14 protein-coding genes are annotated in these 15,001 nt (G+C 48.2%); 8 read left to right on the forward strand and 6 right to left on the reverse strand.

Annotated elements, in window-relative coordinates:
* Positions 1-4: 4 nt before the first annotated feature.
* The 6 genes from CSUNSWCD_RS06575 to mqnP form a co-directional block, all read right to left on the reverse strand.
* The gene (locus CSUNSWCD_RS06575; protein ID WP_009495094.1) at positions 5-586 is read right to left on the reverse strand and encodes a 6-pyruvoyl trahydropterin synthase family protein; all 582 of its coding nucleotides are present in this window, start codon (positions 584-586) and stop codon (positions 5-7) included.
* A 62-nt stretch (positions 587-648) separates the two neighbouring features.
* On the reverse strand, positions 649-1,413 hold the full coding sequence (locus CSUNSWCD_RS06580; RefSeq protein ID WP_009495095.1) for a 7-carboxy-7-deazaguanine synthase QueE: 765 nt from the start codon (positions 1,411-1,413) through the stop codon (positions 649-651).
* Positions 1,414-1,618: 205 nt separating this feature from the next.
* Positions 1,619-2,587 carry a GTP 3',8-cyclase MoaA gene (moaA, locus tag CSUNSWCD_RS06585; RefSeq protein WP_009495096.1) on the reverse strand — a complete coding sequence of 323 codons (969 nt, stop codon included), beginning with the start codon at positions 2,585-2,587 and terminating at the stop codon, positions 1,619-1,621.
* Between the two features lie 140 nt (positions 2,588-2,727).
* The gene (locus tag CSUNSWCD_RS06590) at positions 2,728-3,243 is read right to left on the reverse strand and encodes a DUF6115 domain-containing protein (RefSeq protein WP_009495097.1); all 516 of its coding nucleotides are present in this window, start codon (positions 3,241-3,243) and stop codon (positions 2,728-2,730) included.
* Positions 3,236-3,754 (reverse strand): hypothetical protein, encoded by a 519-nt coding sequence (locus tag CSUNSWCD_RS06595; RefSeq protein ID WP_009495098.1) that lies wholly within the window; start codon positions 3,752-3,754, stop codon positions 3,236-3,238. The genes CSUNSWCD_RS06590 and CSUNSWCD_RS06595 overlap by 8 nt, the downstream gene beginning before the upstream one ends.
* Positions 3,751-4,617 carry a menaquinone biosynthesis prenyltransferase MqnP gene (gene mqnP, locus CSUNSWCD_RS06600; RefSeq protein ID WP_009495099.1) on the reverse strand — a complete coding sequence of 289 codons (867 nt, stop codon included), beginning with the start codon at positions 4,615-4,617 and terminating at the stop codon, positions 3,751-3,753. Before mqnP ends, CSUNSWCD_RS06595 begins: the two co-directional genes overlap by 4 nt.
* A gap of 90 nt (positions 4,618-4,707) precedes the next feature.
* On the opposite strand from mqnP, the gene miaA reads away from it, so the two are divergent.
* The 8 genes from miaA to carB all read left to right on the forward strand — a co-directional run bounded on the left by miaA (position 4,708) and on the right by carB (position 14,894).
* Positions 4,708-5,598, forward strand: a complete 891-nt coding sequence (gene miaA, locus CSUNSWCD_RS06605) for a tRNA (adenosine(37)-N6)-dimethylallyltransferase MiaA (protein WP_009495100.1) — start codon at positions 4,708-4,710, stop codon at positions 5,596-5,598.
* A 521-nt stretch (positions 5,599-6,119) separates the two neighbouring features.
* Positions 6,120-7,196 (forward strand): epoxyqueuosine reductase QueH, encoded by a 1,077-nt coding sequence (locus CSUNSWCD_RS06610; protein WP_009495106.1) that lies wholly within the window; start codon positions 6,120-6,122, stop codon positions 7,194-7,196.
* 136 nt (positions 7,197-7,332) lie between these two features.
* On the forward strand, positions 7,333-7,779 hold the full coding sequence (gene fabZ, locus CSUNSWCD_RS06615; protein ID WP_009495110.1) for a 3-hydroxyacyl-ACP dehydratase FabZ: 447 nt from the start codon (positions 7,333-7,335) through the stop codon (positions 7,777-7,779).
* Positions 7,780-7,789: 10 nt separating this feature from the next.
* Complete coding sequence (lpxA, locus tag CSUNSWCD_RS06620) at positions 7,790-8,578, forward strand: acyl-ACP--UDP-N-acetylglucosamine O-acyltransferase (protein WP_009495112.1); 789 nt, start codon at positions 7,790-7,792, stop codon at positions 8,576-8,578.
* Positions 8,578-9,810 carry an ATP-dependent Clp protease ATP-binding subunit ClpX gene (clpX, locus tag CSUNSWCD_RS06625; protein WP_009495113.1) on the forward strand — a complete coding sequence of 411 codons (1,233 nt, stop codon included), beginning with the start codon at positions 8,578-8,580 and terminating at the stop codon, positions 9,808-9,810. Before lpxA ends, clpX begins: the two co-directional genes overlap by 1 nt.
* Before the next feature lie 8 nt (positions 9,811-9,818).
* Positions 9,819-10,856 (forward strand): rod shape-determining protein, encoded by a 1,038-nt coding sequence (locus CSUNSWCD_RS06630; RefSeq protein WP_002947212.1) that lies wholly within the window; start codon positions 9,819-9,821, stop codon positions 10,854-10,856.
* Positions 10,846-11,601, forward strand: coding sequence for a rod shape-determining protein MreC (gene mreC, locus CSUNSWCD_RS06635; protein ID WP_009495114.1), 756 nt, complete (start codon positions 10,846-10,848; stop codon positions 11,599-11,601). The genes CSUNSWCD_RS06630 and mreC overlap by 11 nt, the downstream gene beginning before the upstream one ends.
* The gene (carB, locus tag CSUNSWCD_RS06640; protein ID WP_009495115.1) at positions 11,601-14,894 is read left to right on the forward strand and encodes a carbamoyl-phosphate synthase large subunit; all 3,294 of its coding nucleotides are present in this window, start codon (positions 11,601-11,603) and stop codon (positions 14,892-14,894) included. Before mreC ends, carB begins: the two co-directional genes overlap by 1 nt.
* The last annotated feature ends 107 nt before the right edge of the window (positions 14,895-15,001 follow it).

Below are 15,001 nucleotides of genomic sequence, written 5' to 3' on the forward strand. Positions count from 1 at the left end.
TGCGCTAGACCTCCTTTGGATTTACTATTTTTTTGCCTAGCTTGATCTTCTCAAACAACTCCGCGTCCTCCCACTCGGCTCTCACGCCATCAGAAAAGACGATCTCGTTTAAATTTACCTCACCCATTTTTGCGTTGTACGCATCCTCTCTAAAGCACTGCGCATAGCCCGTGTCGGTCTCGTGGATGATGACGCTGTGTAGCTTCACTTCGCGCTCGCCGTTTTGCATCTGAGTAGTTTTCAAAAGCCTATCGATCATCACGAAAAATATCCTGCAAAACTGCTCTGCGGAGGGATTTAGCGGGATCTCGATCCAGCGCGCAGAGTGTTTTTTGAGATCGTTTTTATACTCGGCACTATCTCCGCTAAATATCGTCGTACAGTGATCGAAGCTATCGATGATGCAGCCTATTTCGCGCTTCATCAGGCCAAAATCATACACCATTCCCGCATTATCGAGAAAATTTGATTCAAGTAAAATTTCAGCCCTATAAGAGTGCCCGTGGATACTGGTTTTGCAGCGTTTCGAGCTACAAAATCTAACGATATGGGCATTTTCAAATTTAAACATTTTTCTTATTATCATCTTAGCTCCGTTTATTAAATTTTATCATTTCGCGCCGTAAAGTTGCGGGTTAAATTTACGCCCTAAACCCCTTCTTTCGCGCCCCAAAGCCTGATATGTAGGCGATCGGAGTAGTTAAAGCCGTGCGTGATCGCAAACTGCGCGACGGATAGGGCGTTTTGCTCAAGGCTTATTTTATCATAACCTTGCGGCATACAAAAGACTTCCGCGTCGCAAAGCTCTAAAATACGCGAAATTTGCGCTATCGCCGACCCGTTTTCTACGCTTTTTTTATCAAGGACGAATTTATAAAAACTGCCCGCGGCATTTTGCTTTATCGCTTTTAGCGCGGCGGGATTTATGCGCTTAGCTTCGCTTTCGCCGCTATTTTCGAGTTTGACGCTGACGGCAAAACGGCATTTTTTATAAATTTCAAATTTGGCAAAATCCACCTCAATCGTGCCGTTCGTCTCAAAATGCGGCTCGTAGCACTCGCTGATCGCAAAATTTAAAAAATCTAGCAAAATTGGGTTTTTGTGATGTAGTAGCGGTTCGCCACCCGTGATGACGACGATAGGTTTGCGGCGTAAATTTGCGCTCAAATTTTGAGTGATTTTTATGAGTTCGTCATCACGGGTGATTTTTTGATACGAAAAATGTCCTGTAAAAACCGCGCGGATCGTGTCGCAGCCAGTTAACGTCTTGCCGGTTTTGGGCGAGACGGCTCGCACGCCAAAGCCCGCGCAGTTTAGATTGCAACCCGCAAACCGCAAGAAAATCGCCAAACTGCCGCTGCTTGCGCCTTCGCCTTGGATGCTTAGAAAACTCTCGACTAGGTTTAAACTCAAATTTTGCCTTTTAAATTTTGGACGATTATATCAAAATTTGAAGGGTGATTTCATTTGACAAGACGGTTTTTGCGCCAAATTTGAGCGGATTTTGTTAGAAAAACGGCGGTAAATTTATGGGTAAAAAATAAAATTTGTATGTAGTGAAATTTAATAAAAAGCAGGCTAAATTTACGTCAAATCTAGCGTAAATTTAACCCTAATTTCAGCCACCCGTTTGGTAAAAGGCGCGGCTTGAGGTTTCGTTTTGAGCGCCGATCGCCCATTTGTTTTCTTTGGGCTTATTTTGCAACACCTGGCGCAATATCTCGCTAGCGCCCGCGATATCGCCCTTTCTCACTGCGTCTTTTATGCTCATCGCATCCTCGAAATACAGGCACGGAATGAGATGTCCCTCGGCCGTGAGGCGTATGCGGTTACAGCTCTCGCAAAAGTCGTGTTTGTGCGGGTCGATGACGCCAAATGTGTAGCCGTCCTCTAATCGGTAGATGCTGGCTGGACTGGTCGGGATCTTTTCGGCGGCTTCAAAGCGATATTTTTGCGCGATGATGTCTAAAATTTCAGCCGATTTCATGCCTTTTAGCTCGTCATTTGCGTGGATGTTTTCCATATATTCGATAAAGCGAATTTGACAACCCATAGAGCGTGCAAACTCTAGCAAAGATACGATCTCGTCGTCGTTTACGCCTCTTAGCGCGACGGTGTTTAGCTTGACTTTTAGCCCGGCTTCAAGCGCAGCGTCAAGGCCCGCTAAAACCTCGTGCAAGACGCTTTTTTGCGCGAGAAATTTGGCTTTTTCTGTTTTTAAGCTGTCAAGCGACATATTTATGCGCTTTAAACCCGCGTTTTTTAGGGCTTTTGCGTAGTGTTTGAGCATAAAGCCGTTTGTCGTGATGGCTAGATCGACATCGGGGCTGTGCTCGTTTATCATCGCGATAAATTTGTCCAAGTCCTTGCGCAGTAGCGGTTCGCCGCCCGTTATGCGGATCTTTTTTACGCCTTCGTCTAGGCAGACTTTGACAAATAAAAACAGTTCCTCAAAGCTCAGTAAATTTTCCCTCGGTTCCCAGCTAAACGGAGTTTTAGGCATGCAGTATTTGCATCTAAAGTTGCATCTTTGCGTGACCGAAATACGCAGATAATCAACCGTCCGTCCGTGCCCGTCTATTAACATTTTTCGCCCCTAAATTTTATCAAAACCATTTAATTTTGATTTGGTTAGAAGGCATTATAGGAAGTTAAGCTTTAAATTTTTTTAAAATTCGCGTATGAAAATAATGTTATTTTTTTATATTTCGCGCCTTAGTTTTAACACTAAATCAGCTCCCGCAGTTTTAGCGTCAGCTCGACCTTGCCGACGCCAACGCACAGCTCTTTTGCGATGCTTTCGACGCTTTTGCCTTCGCTATACATCTGCACGATGCGCTTTTCGTCGTCCTCGCCGTTTGGAGCCGAGATCTTGCTGATGCTTTTGGTGCGCTCTTCAAGCGTAAATAGCCTATCTTGCTGCTGGCTTTGGAAGCTATCTATCGAGCTTTCGATGCCTTGGAGGGTGTTTATTATCGGAGTTATTTTTTGATTTATTTTTTCGTTTAGGCGCTGTTCGAGGTTGCTTTCTAGTTGCACTACGTCAAATTCGGCCGGCTCGCTGTGTTGATTAAAATTCGCAACCTGTTTTTTTACCGCGTGAAGCTCTTGTATTAGGCTTTCGATAGCTTTTTCGTATCTTGAAAATTTCCTTGAGGCCTCTAAATCTTTTATAAAAACCAGCACGAAAAGCACCGTTAAAATCAGCCCGAAAATTACAAATATTATCAAGTCGTTACTCATCGTTCATCTCCTTTAGTTCTCTTATCATAGCGCGCTCCCTGGCTGTCACGTAGCCGTTGTAGTCGCTCTCGTCGCTCTCGTTTATGCGCGTGATTTTGGCGGTTTTTTCATCTAGCGCTTCAAAAAATATCGCCACGTCTCGCTTTGGAAAAATAGGCATAAAAATGCGTCCGTAGTAGCCCACACCTTCTTTAAATTTAGCCTCTTTTATCCTAAAATTTTCAAAATTTATCCCGTCAAGCGCGCTAGATTGAGCAAGCTCTAGTTTTATAAATTTTTCATTTTTTATATAGGCGTTTAGCTCGTCAAATTTGCGGTGAAGCTCGACAAGTAGCGTTAGTATCACCTGATCGCTTTCTTTCGTGTCGCCCTTTGCTTTGGCGCGCTTCATCCATGCTCCCAGCGGATCGTCCTCGTTGCCGCTTAGTTTGTCGAATTCGCGCAAAAAATCACTCTCTCGCTCGCCGATTTCCTCAAAAACTATGTCTAAATTTGCTGGAACCAGTCTCATAGGCTAGCCCAAACGAAAACGAAAAAAAGTATGCCCAGATAGCCGTTTAGCGTGAAAAACGCGCGGTCGATCTTGCTAAAATCTCGCCTAACGATGCGGTGTTCGGCAACTAAGATGCCACCGCAGAGCAAAATGCCAGCATACGCCGCCGCGCCAAGCCCTCCCGCCCACGCAAAAAGCAACCAAAATATCACGGCCGTGGCGTGAAAGATCGCCGAGATAAACATCGTAGCCTTTTCGCCGTAAACACTAGGGATGCTAAAAAGCCCGTGCTCGCGGTCAAATTCGATATCCTGAAGCGAATAAAGCAGGTCAAATCCCGCCACCCAAAACATCACGCCAAGGCAGAGCAGCACGCTAAAAAGCGGTATCTCGCCCGCAACGGCGACGGCTCCAGCTATCGGCGCAAGACCTAGCGAGAGGCCTAAAACTAGGTGCGCTAGCTCGCTAAAACGCTTAAAAAGCGAATATCCGCCAAGTACGGCTAGGATCGGAAAGCTCAGCCAAAACGCAAGATCGTTTACGAGATAGGCGACAAGCACGAAGATGGCGGCGTTTGCGGCGATAAAAATTTGCAAATTCGTCCTGCCGATACGCCCGTCTACGCTCGGGCGATTTGCCGTGCGCGGGTTTAGTTTGTCGATGTCCTCGTCCTTGTAGCGGTTAAACGCCATCGCGAAATTTCGCGCCGAAACTGCGCAAAGAACGCCCAAAATAAGCAGCTTCCAGCCAAACCAAGCCGTGCCGTTTACCTGCGCGCTCGCCGTTATCATCGCGGTAAAGATAAAAGGTAGCGCGAAAATCGAGTGTTTAAAGACGATCAGTTCGTTAATATCTTTTAAAATATTTATAAATTTTTGCATAATCTTCCTGAAATTTTTGCTTTATTTTATCTTATAAAAGCGTAAATTGTGATAAAATTTGAGTAGATTCACGAATTTTAAGGCATTTTTATGAAAGAACTCGCCATCATCGGCACCACGGCTAGCGGTAAAACGGCGCTCGCGCTAAAGCTTGCAAGCGAATTTAACGGAGTGATTCTGAGTCTTGATTCACTTTGCGTTTATAAATTTATCGATATCGCTAGCGCTAAACCCAGCGCGGACGAGCTAGCCTCAGTGCCGCATTTTGGGGTAAATTTGCTGATGCCCGATGAACATTTTGACGTCGGGATGTTTTTTGATATTTATAAAACGGCTCGCGAATTTGCGCAAAAAAACGGCAAAAATTTATTTATAACCGGCGGCAGCGGATTTTATCTAAAGGCGCTTTTATCGGGTCTCACGCCCAAATTTGAGCGCGTAGAAAGCGGCCTATCAAACTCTCAAATTTACGAGCTAGTTTCAAGCCTCGATCCCGAATTTGCCGCCAAATTTAGCGCAAACGACACCTACCGACTGCAAAAGTGGTTTGATATCCACTCCTTTTTGCGCTCTAGCGGGCGAGACGAGGCCGTGAGCGCGTATCTGCGCAAAAACACCCTAGCCCCCGTCGCGTCAAATTTGGCGATTTTCGAGCTTAGCTGGGATAGGGACGAGCTAAGAGGACGCATTAAAGAACGCACTAGGGCGATGTTTGAGCAGGGTTTACTGGATGAGGCGCGCGGGCTGTTTGCGAGATATCCGCAGCGACCAAAGCCGCTAAACTCGGTCGGACTAAAAGAGTGCGGCGAGTTTTTGCGAGGCGAGATCAAAACCGAGGCTGAGCTAGAAGAGCTCATCTGTACGCACACGGCACAGCTGGCTAAGCGTCAGCGGACGTTTAATAGATCGCAGTTTGAGAGTAAATTTAGCGGCAGCGTCGGGGAGTGTGAAGAGAAAATCACAGAATTTTTAAGTGATTAAATTTGCAAATTTGGCGGCTCGTCTTTTGAGCGTCTTTGAATGAGTTTGAAATTTTAAGTCTGCGGCAGACTACTTGTCTAGCCTTGACTTAAAATTTCTGCACAACATTCAAATCCATCTCAAAATACTTCGCCTTGACTTTACGCTCAAATTTGCAAATTTAACTCGAAATTTTACGCACCGAGACCTGCATCTTGACGGCGCTAAATTTGGTTTAGTCAAAATTTAGCACGCTGCGCGTTTTTAAATTTAAGCTGCTAGCTTTAATGAAATTTGCAGTTAAATTTAGTAAAATCGGCAAAATATTCAAGACAAAATAGTATATTTGGATAATTTTTTATTGGGTGCGACCGTGTCGGGTTGCGGCATCATAAATTTAAAATAAAAAGGCGCGGTATCGCGAGATAATTTTTGAGGTTGTGAAGCTAAAAATTTTGCGTAGGCTGGACAAGTAGTCCGCCGAGCTAAATTTTAGCAAACTCCGCAAAAAGTATCCGCGAGACAAGCCGTAGAAAGGTAAAATGTTAGTTCACATCTGCTGCTCCGTCGACAGCCACTATTTCCTGCAACGCCTGCGCGCCGACCGTCCGCACGAGCGTCTAGTTGGCTATTTCTACGATCCCAACATCCACCCGTACAGCGAGTTTATGATGAGGTTTCGCGACGTAAAAAGGAGCTGCGAAAAGCTAGGGGTCGAGCTCATCTGCGGCGAATACGAATACGAGGCGTGGCTAGATGGCGCAAAGGGGCTTGAAAACGAGCCTGAAAAGGGCAAGCGCTGCGCGTACTGCTTTGATTTTCGCGTGGGAAATTCGGCTAAAAAAGCGCTCGAGCTGGGCGAAAAATCTATCACCACAACGCTGCTGATGAGTCCGAAAAAGGACTTCTCGCAGCTAAAAAGCGCACTAGATAAGGCCGCTAGCGAATACGGCCTCGAAACATTTGCCGTGGACTACCGCGCGGGCGGCGGCACGAACACGCAGTTTGAGCTCGCTAAAAAAGATAAACTCTATCATCAAAACTATTGCGGCTGTATTTTCGGGCTTAGCAAGCAGCGCGAGGCGCAAAAACTGCCGCTTAGCGAGCTGATGAGCGAGGTGGGCGGGCGAGTGATGCCAGGAGGCATCGAAGAGCGTCTGGAGCTTTATGAAAAGGTGCGCGAGTGCGAGGCTGCTGGCGTGAAATTTCATCTGTCGCGCAAATATTTTCTAAACTACCGCCTGCTACGCGCCTACGTCAAATTTGGCGGCTCGGTCGTGCCGTCGTATTTTCTACTTTACTCGCATTTTAAGCGCGAAAACGTCAAATTTAGCGTGAGCGAGACAGCGCAAATTTGCGACGAGCTGCGAGACGGCGTGATGCTGCTAAATTTAGCCAAATTTAACGAGCTCTCGGGCGAAAATTTCGCTAGCGTAAACGAGCTTTGCCGCCGGCCTATCGCCGTACCTCGCGAGCTAGAAATCCGCCGTGAGCTGTGCGGAGAATTTAGCCAAAATCCTATAATCGTGCTGGACAAAATTCGCGCGGGCAGGTACGAAATCTACGCTAAAGACGAGCTTTATAACGATAGTCGCGAGGTTTTGGTGGCGCAAATTTGAGCCAAATTTAGCGTGCTCGAGATAAAAAACGGGCGCGGAAATTTAGAGGCTAAATTTTGCCACGGCCAAATCAATAATCTTTTTCTTAGCAAAATTTGGCTAAAATCGGCTTTAAATTTTACTCACAAGGTTTAAAGTGATCGACATCGTTGAAATCCAAAAAATACTCCCGCACAGATATCCATTTCTGCTAATCGACCGAGTTACCGAGCTTGAGCCCGCCAAACACATCGTTGCGTACAAAAACGTAACGATCGGCGAGCCCGTATTTCAGGGGCATTTCCCGGGCCACCCGATATATCCCGGCGTCATGATCATCGAGGGTATGGCGCAAGCAGGCGGCGTACTCGCGTTTAAGAGCATGAGCGACGAACATCAAGCGGGTATCGAAAATAAAGTCGTTTATTTTATGAGCATCGACGGAGCGAAATTTCGCCATCCTATACGCCCCGGCGACAGGCTCGAGTACCGCCTCGAAGTGCTAAAACACAAAGGCAACATCTGGGTGCTAAAAGGCGAAGCCTACGTGGACGGCACGCTATCGTGCGAAGCCGAGCTAAAAGCTATGATCGTAGATAAATAAGCGAGCCAAAATGAGAAATATCCATCCGCAAGCCGTCGTCGAGGACGGTGCCAAGATCGGCGAGGACGTAACGATCGAGGCCTATGCCTACGTCGGCAAAGACGCCGTGCTAGGCGACGGCGTACTCGTAAAACAAGGCGCTAGGATCGTGGGCGATACGCATATCGGCGAGGGCGGTAAAATTTACAGCTACGCCATCGTGGGCGACATCCCGCAGGACGTGAGCTACCGCGCCGAGGAAAACACTGGCGTTCGTATCGGTAAAAACGCGACGATCCGCGAGTTTTGCACGATAAACTCAGGCACGCACAAAGGCGACGGGATCACGCGTATCGGCGATAACGCATTTATCATGGCCTACTGCCACGTAGCGCACGATTGCATCATAGGAAACAGCGTCATCCTAGCAAACAACGCGACTCTAGCCGGTCACGTGGAGCTAGGAGACTATAGCGTCGTGGGCGGTATGACGCCGATACATCAGTTCGTGAGAGTGGGCGAGAGCTGCATGATCGCGGGTGCTAGCGCGCTATCTCAGGACGTCGTGCCGTTTTGCCTAGCAGAGGGCAACCGAGCCTATATCAGAAGCTTAAATTTAGTCGGTATCAGGCGCAGGTTCGATAAAGACGCAGTCGAAGAGATAAATAGGGCGTATAAATTTTTATTTAGAAAAAGCGGGGATTTAAAAGCCGCGGCTAGCGAGCTTTTAGCGGGCGCGCAAATAGAACAGGTGCGAAAAATGTGTGAATTTATCCTAAGCACCAAGCGCGGTATCCCATTAGCAAAAGGAAGAGAATAATGGCGAGAAAATGTAATTTTTGCAGCGAGGTAGAGTCTGCCGATAGGAGGCTACTGGCCGATATAAACGGGACTGCGTTTATATGCGAGCACTGCATCACTGCCGCTTACAAGGTGCTTTACGGCGAAGAAAACCGCGAGCAGGAAAAAGAAGAGCGAACTAGAGACTATCAAAATTTGACGCCAAAAGAGCTAAAGGCGGTGCTGGATAACTACGTAATTGGCCAAGATAAAGCTAAAAAGGTCTTTAGTGTCGGCGTTTATAATCACTACAAAAGAATTTTTAGAAAAGGCGAGATCGAGGATGATACGGAGATCTCAAAATCAAATATCTTGCTAGTCGGTCCTACCGGTAGCGGCAAGACGCTGATGGCGCAGACTCTGGCTAAATTTCTAGACGTGCCTATCGCTATCTGCGACGCGACGAGCCTAACGGAGGCTGGCTACGTCGGCGAAGACGTGGAAAATATCCTGACCCGCCTTTTGCAGGCCGCGGACGGCGACGTAAAGCGCGCCGAGCAGGGCATAGTTTTCGTCGATGAGATAGATAAGATCGCCAGAATGAGCGAAAACCGCTCGATCACGCGCGACGTGAGCGGCGAGGGCGTGCAGCAGGCGCTTTTAAAAATCATCGAGGGTAGCCTCGTAAATATCCCTCCAAAAGGCGGCAGAAAGCACCCTAATCAGGAATTTATCCAGATAGATACTTCAAACATCCTCTTTGTCTGCGGCGGCGCGTTTGACGGCCTGGCTGACATCATCGAGCGCAGGATCGGAAAAAACGTGCTGGGATTTGGTCAAGATAAACGCTCTAAAGACGATAGGGAAAATTTGCTAGACGCACTAGAGAGCGACGATCTGGTGCATTTTGGACTGATTCCTGAGCTTATCGGTAGGTTACACGTTGTCGCTACGTTAAATAAAATCACCGAGGATGATATGGTGCGAATTTTAACCGAGCCCAAAAACGCGATCTTGAAGCAATACCAAAAGCTTTTCGCGATAGATAGGGCGAATTTGAAATTTGACGACGAAGCACTAAAAGAGATCGCAAGGCTAGCTATCGAGCGAAAAACGGGCGCTAGGGGGCTGCGAAGTATAATGGAAGAGGTGATGACAGATATAATGTACGAACTGCCGGAGCTTGCGGGCTACGACGTGGTGATCACCAAAGAGGTTGTAAACGGCAAAGAAAAGCCGATTTTCGTAAAAAATAATAAAATAAGCGCATAAGGATACAGATGATTTTAGACCAACTAATAGGATTTTTTTCAAGCGATATGGGTATCGACCTAGGCACGGCAAATACGCTAGTTCTAGTAAAAGATAAAGGCATCATCATAAACGAGCCGTCGGTCGTTGCAGTACAACGCGAAAAATACGGCAAGCAAAAAATATTAGCCGTCGGACACGAAGCAAAAGAGATGGTGGGTAAAACTCCGGGCGACATCGAGGCGATCCGTCCGATGAGAGACGGCGTTATCGCGGATTTTGATATGACAGAAAAGATGATCCGATATTTCATCGAAAAAACTCACCGCAGAAAGAGCTTCCTGCGCCCTCGCATCATCATCTCAGTGCCTTACGGTCTAACTCAAGTCGAGCGTAAAGCCGTGCGCGAGAGCGCGCTAAGCGCCGGGGCTAGAGAAGTATTTTTGATAGAAGAGCCGATGGCTGCGGCTATCGGAGCAAATTTACCCGTGCGCGAACCGCAAGGTAATTTAGTCGTCGATATCGGCGGCGGTACGACTGAGATCGGCGTTGTATCTCTTGGCGGTCTAGTCATCAGCAAGTCTATCCGCACAGCGGGCGATAAGATCGATATGAGTATCGTAAACTATATAAAAGAAAAATACAACCTCCTAATCGGCGAGCGCGCGGGCGAAGATATCAAAATCTCGGTCGGTTCGGCGATCCAGCTTCCTGAGGAGCTTAGCATCGTAGTAAAAGGTCGCGACCAAATCAGCGGTCTGCTAAGCCGCGTGGAGCTAACTAGCGAAGACGTGCGCGAGGCCATGCGCGAACCGCTAAAAGAGATCGCCGACGCCCTAAAAACCGTGCTTGAGATGATGCCACCCGATCTTGCCGGCGATATCGTAGAAAACGGTATTGTGCTAACCGGAGGCGGAGCGCTGATTCGCGGGCTTGATAAGTATCTAAGCGATATCGTAAAACTTCCAGTTTTCGTTGCGGACGATCCGTTGCTAGCCGTAGCCAGAGGCACCGGCAAGGCTCTTGAGGAGATTAAATTTTTACAACAACTCGTAAATGAAGAGTAAAATTTTATTCGTCGCTCTTGTCGGTGCATTGATATTTTTTTCGCTTGACAAGGGCGCACTCGTTTCTAGCTACATCGTAAATTTAAATAGTCGCATTGTTGCCGCCTACGACGATGCCGTCAAATTTGTAAAAGATACCGTAAACGAGCATTTTAGGCAGAGCGAGGAGATAAAGCAACTTCGCGCTCAAAATGCTGAGCTAGAAAAATCGGCAGCATTGCTTTCAAGCTTCGCAAAGGAGCTAAATGAAATTTTGCTTGACAAAAACTCGACCGCATACGAGCCTAGAGTCCAGCTCGTACGGGCTCTTAGCTACGTAAATATCAGCGACTACGACAAGGTCTGGCTGGATAAATTTGACGGCTACGACGAGTCTAAAATTTACGGACTAATTTATCAAGGCAAGAGTGCGGGTATCGTCGTGAACAAGGACGGAAATCCATTAGCTTTGCTTCAAAACGATCCAAAAAGTATATTCGCCGTCTCTATCGGCGATGAAAAGATCCCTGGCATTGCGCACGGGAGCAAAGATGGAATAACGGTGAAATTTATCCCCCAGTGGCTTAATCCAAAAGAGGGCGACGAAGTCGTAACGAGCGGGCTTGACGGGATATTTTTCAGCGGAATTTCAGTAGGTAAGGTCACTGGCGTGATCCAAGAGAGCCTATATAAAAGCGCGGCCGTAAAGCCCTACGTAAACATAACAATACCCTCGTATCTATACGTCGTAACAAAGGAAAAATAATGCCAAAAAGAACCGACATCAACACCGTTTTACTCATCGGCAGTGGCCCTATCGTCATAGGCCAAGCGTGCGAATTTGACTACAGTGGCACGCAAGCTGCAAAGACGCTAAAGCAGCTTGGCTACCGCGTCGTACTCATAAACTCAAACCCGGCCACCATCATGACCGATCCTGATTTCGCCGACGCGACCTACGTCGAACCGATAACCAAAGAGAGCATCAAGCGCATCATAGATAAAGAAAAAGTCGATGCCATACTGCCTACGATGGGCGGTCAGGTCGCGCTAAACGTCGCGATGCAGCTATACGAAGCGGATATGCTAGGCGGCGTCAAATTTCTAGGCGCCAACCCGCAAGCGATCAAAAAGGGCGAGGATAGGCAGGAGTTTAAAAAGGCGATGCAAAAGATCGGTATGGACCTGCCGCAAAGCCAGTACGCCTACGACATGGATGAGGCGCTAGCCGCAGCCGCAAACATCGGCTTTCCGCTCATCATCCGCGCTAGCTATACTCTTGGCGGTGCAGGTAGCGGCGTAGCGTATAATATCGACGAATTTAAAGAACTAGCCCAAACCGGCCTGGATGCCAGTCCGATACATGAAATTTTGGTCGAGGAGAGCTTGCTAGGCTGGAAAGAGTACGAGATGGAGGTCATCCGCGACCGCAACGACAACTGCATTATCGTCTGCTCGATCGAAAACTTCGATCCTATGGGCGTGCATACGGGCGACAGCATCACGGTTGCGCCGGCTCTTACGCTAACTGATAAAGAGTATCAGGCAATGCGCGACGCTAGCTTTAAAATTTTACGCGAGATCGGCGTGGATACGGGCGGCAGCAACGTGCAGTTTGCTATAAATCCAAAAACAGGCCGCATGATCGTGATCGAGATGAACCCGCGCGTGAGCCGTAGCTCGGCGCTAGCAAGCAAGGCCACGGGCTACCCGATTGCCAAGGTCGCTACGATGCTGGCGGTGGGCTTTAGTCTGGATGAGATCAAAAACGACATCACCGGCACGCCTGCTAGCTTTGAGCCCGTCATCGACTACATCGTGACCAAGATCCCGCGCTTTACGTTTGAGAAATTCCCAGGCGCTAACCCGTATCTAGGCACCGCGATGAAGAGCGTGGGCGAGGTGATGGCGATCGGTAGGACGTTTAAGGAAAGCATCCAAAAAGCGCTTTGCGGGATGGAAAAGGATTATTACGGATTTAACTTCGTAAATTTGGAGAAAAACGCGCTTGTTTACGGACTTAGAAACGCGAATGAAAGCCGCATTTTATACGTCGCGCAGGCGTTTCGCGACGGCCTTAGCGTGGCTGAAGTGCACGAGATGAGCAAGATCGATCCGTGGTTTTTGGATCAAATTTGGCAGATCGTTAAATTTGAAGAGCGCATCGATATGGACATCCTAAACGACGAACCGCTGCTAAGAGAGGCCAAAACGATGGGCTTTTCGGACAAGATGATCGCGCATCTAATAAATTTAAAAGACAACCTTGATCTGGGTCAAAACGATATTTATTTTGCGCGCGAGAAAATGGGCATAAACCTAGAATACAACGAGGTTGATACCTGCGCGGGCGAATTTAAGGCACTCACGCCGTACCTCTACTCGACGACGAATATCACCAAGCTGCCGCATCTTGCGTCAAATTTTGCAGAGTCAAATTTAAGTTCAAATTCGGCGCAAAAAGAGAAAAAAGTGATGATCATCGGCGGCGGTCCAAACCGCATAGGCCAGGGCATAGAGTTTGACTACTGCTGCGTGCACGCTAGCTACGCGCTACGCGACATGGGCGTAAAAACCATAATGTACAACTGCAACCCCGAAACCGTCAGCACCGACTACGATACGAGCGATATTTTGTACTTTGAGCCGATTGATTTCGAGCACGTTAGAGCCGTGATCGAGCACGAGAACCCAGACGGCGTGATCGTGCACTTTGGCGGCCAGACTCCGCTAAAATTTGCTAAACGCCTGAGCATAGCCGGCGCAAAAATCATCGGCACCAGCGCGCGCACGATCGACGTCGCCGAGGATAGAAAGAAATTTAGCGAATTTATCTCTAAAATCGGCGTCAAACAGCCGCGAAACGACACCGCTACAAGCGAAAAAGAGGCGCTAGAAAAGGCCGCGGCCATCGGCTATCCCGTACTTGTGCGCCCTAGCTACGTGCTAGGCGGCCGCGCGATGAGACGGGTGCATAGCGACGAGGAGCTGCGCCTATATATGAGCGAGGCGGTCAAGGTCAGCAACCACTCGCCCGTGCTGATCGATAAATTTTTACAAGACGCCGTAGAGCTCGACGTGGACGCGATCAGCGACGGCAAGGACGTCTATATCGGCGCCGTGATGCAGCACATCGAGGAGGCGGGCATCCATAGCGGCGACAGCGCGTGCATACTGCCTCCGCTAAATTTGACCGCGCAGATGATCGAAAAGGTAGAAAACCAAACCCGCGACATCGCGCTAAATTTGGGCGTCGTAGGGCTCATGAATATCCAGTTTGCCATCTACAAGAACGAGCTTTTCATGATCGAGGTAAACCCGCGCGCCAGCCGCACCGTGCCGTTTGTTAGCAAGGCGACGGGCGTGCCGATGGCAAAGGTCGCCACGCGCGTGATGTGGCAGGGCGATTTGCGCGAGGCACTTAAATTTTACGACAACTACGGCGCAGTTTACGAGGAGCGCGGCATACTCAAGCCTCGAGTGAAAAATCACGTCTGCGTAAAAGAGGCGGTGTTTCCGTTTAACAAGCTCTCTGGCGCGGATCTAATCCTGGGGCCTGAGATGAAAAGCACAGGCGAGGTCATGGGCATATCAAGTGATTTTGCAAAGAGCTTTGCAAAAAGCCAGATCGCCGCTAGCAACTCGCTTCCTACTAGCGGGCTAGTCTTTTTGACCCTTGCCGACGCAGACAAAAAATACGCCGCAAATTTGGCGCGCGAGCTAATAAATCTCGGCTTTAAAATCATCGCCACGGGCGGAACGTATAAAATTTTAAATGACGCAGGCGTAGAAAGCGAGTTTGTCTATAAGATCAGTGAAGGTCGCCCAAACGTCGAGGACAAGCTCAAAAACGGCGACATCGCGCTTGTCATCAACACCAGCGACAGCAAGTCAAACAGCGAGGACGGCAAGAAAATCAGGCAGAACATCATGCGGTTTAAGATTCCGTATTTCACTACGATGTCGGCGGCTCTAGCGGCGGCTAAATCGCTAAAAAGCGTGCAGGACGGCAGCGCGCTTGAAGTTAAGAGCCTGCAGGAGTATCTGGGCGGCGAGTGAGGCTAAAAACTAAAATCGTCAAATTTGCGCGTCAAATTTAGCCGCCAAATTTGACATCTGTAAAATTAGCTAAATTTAGGGGCAAAATTTACGTTCTAAATTTAGCT

It is taken from the genome of Campylobacter showae CSUNSWCD (assembly GCF_000313615.1).
GTDB classification, from domain to species: Bacteria; Campylobacterota; Campylobacteria; order Campylobacterales; family Campylobacteraceae; genus Campylobacter_A; species Campylobacter_A showae_A.